2 protein-coding genes are annotated in these 2,070 nt (G+C 73.9%); both read right to left on the bottom strand.

Annotation, left to right across the window (positions count from 1 at the left end; all coding sequences use genetic code 11):
• Window positions 1–156: 156 nt before the first annotated feature.
• Window positions 157–1,446, bottom strand: a complete 1,290-nt coding sequence (locus CCN72_RS29325) for a bifunctional glycosyltransferase family 2/GtrA family protein (RefSeq protein ID WP_107430184.1) — start codon at window positions 1,444–1,446, stop codon at window positions 157–159.
• A gap of 14 nt (window positions 1,447–1,460) precedes the next feature.
• On the bottom strand, window positions 1,461–2,070 hold a 610-nt coding region (locus CCN72_RS29330; protein WP_143664237.1), incomplete at its 5' end, for a sensor histidine kinase.

A 2,070-nucleotide genomic window follows, 5' to 3' on the forward strand; every position in this document is an offset into this window, starting at 1 on the left:
GGCCGCACCGGAAGCCGCGCCACAGGCGGTGCGGGAGGGAGGACGGCCGCGGCGCGGCTTCCGGTGCGGCCGCCGGGGGCGGTGATCCGGGCGGGCCCCAGCCGGTCGTGCCGTCCGGCCCCTCGTTCGCGTCGAGCGGGCGGTCGTAGGAGGTGCTCATCGGGACCCTTCGGGGGTGTCGGTGTCGTACGGCTGCCGCTGGTCCGGGAACACCCAGGCGCGGAAGAGCAGGAATCGCAGTACGGTCGCGGCGAGGTTGGCGGTGACGAGGACCGCCAGTTCGGTGGAGTGCGCGGGACGGCCGCCGGCCGCGTCCAGGGCGGCCAGGGAACCGCTGGTCAGGGCGAGTCCGATGGCGAAGACCACCAGGCCCTGCGCCTGATGGCGGACCGCGCCGCCCCGGCCGCGCACCCCGAAGGTGAGCCGGCGGTTGGCGGCCGTGTTGGCGACGGCCGAGACCAGCAGCGCGAGGCCGTTGGCGGGCTGCGGCCCGCAGAACTCCCGGAAGCCGCTGTAGAGCAACAGATAGCAGAGGGTCGACAGGACGCCGACCACGCAGAAGCCGATCAGCTGGCGGGCCAGGCCCTTGGGCACCCCGGTCAGCTCGCGGTCGCGCGGGTCGTCGCCGAACGGCCGGGCGAGCAGGTCCAGCGGCAGCGAACCGGTGGCGAGCGCCCGGCCGATCCGCCAGACGCCCTTGAGGTCGTCGGTCGCGGTGCGCACGATGTGCACGGTGGAGTCGGGGTCGTCCACCCAGTCGACCGGCACCTCGTGGATCCGCAGCCCGGCCCGCTCGGCGAGCACCAGCATCTCGGTGTCGAAGAACCAGCCGGTGTCTTCCACCAGCGGCAGCAGCACCCGCGCCACATCGCCTCTGATCGCCTTGAACCCGCACTGCGCGTCCGAGAAGCGGGCCTGGAGCGAGCCGCGCAGGATCAGGTTGTACACCCGGCTGATCAGCTCGCGCCTGGGGCCGCGCACCACCCGGGAGGAGCGGGCCAGCCGGGAGCCGATCGCGAGGTCCGAGTGACCGGAGATCAGCGGTGCGACCAGCGGCAGCAGGGCGTTGAGGTCGGTGGACAGATCGACGTCCATATAGGCGAGGACCGGTGCCTGGGACGCGGACCACACGGTGCGCAGCGCCCGGCCGCGGCCCTTCTGCTCCAGCCGTACGACGCCCACCCCGGGCAGCTCGGCCGCCAGCCGCGCCGCGAGAAGCGGGGTGCTGTCGGTGGAGGCGTTGTCCGCGATCGTGATGCGGAAGGCGTACGGGAAGGTGCGCGTCAGATGCTCGTGCAGCCGGCGGACGCACGGCTGGAGGTCCTGTTCCTCGTTGTAGACGGGGATCACCACGTCCAGGACGGCCCCGCCGGCGGCCGAGACCGGCAGGTGCTCCCGGGCCGGCAGGGTGCCGGGGGGCGAGTCGGGAGAAGAGTCGGTTCGCATGGAACCGACTCTTGTCAGATGCCCTGTCGCATCGATGTGGTGGCGCTGTGGTACGGCTGTGAGTCCGAAGTGGCTTGTTCAGCAGGGGAGTTGACGCGGTCGCCGCCATCGGGACCGAGGACGGACCGGGTGCCGAGCGCGGGCAGGCGCAGGGTGAACACGGTCCGCCCGGGCGCGCTCTGCACGCTCACCGCGCCGTCGTGGGCCGCCGCGACGGCCTGCACGATGGCGAGTCCGAGCCCGGTGGAGCCGGTGGCCCGGGTCCGCGCCGAGTCCCCGCGCGCGAACCGCTCGAAGACATGCGGCAGCAGCTCGGCCGGGATCCCCGGCCCGTCGTCCTCGACGTCCACACAGACCCAGGGCCCCTGCCGGCGCACCCGCGCGGTGACGGTCGTACCGGGCGGGGTGTGGCGCTGGGCGTTGGCCAGCAGGTTGACCAGGACCTGCTGGAGCCGGGCGGAGTCGGCGCGGACCGGCGCGGGTTCGTCGGGCAGCGCGAGCCGCCACTCGTGGTCCCGGCCGGCCGCGCGGGCGTCGCTGACGGTGTCCACGACGAGCGGCACCAGATCGGTCCGCCCGAACTCCAGGGGCCGGCCGGCGTCCAGGCGGGCGAGCAGCAGCAGG

This window comes from Streptomyces murinus, assembly GCF_002154555.1.
GTDB lineage: Bacteria > Actinomycetota > Actinomycetes > Streptomycetales > Streptomycetaceae > Streptomyces > Streptomyces murinus.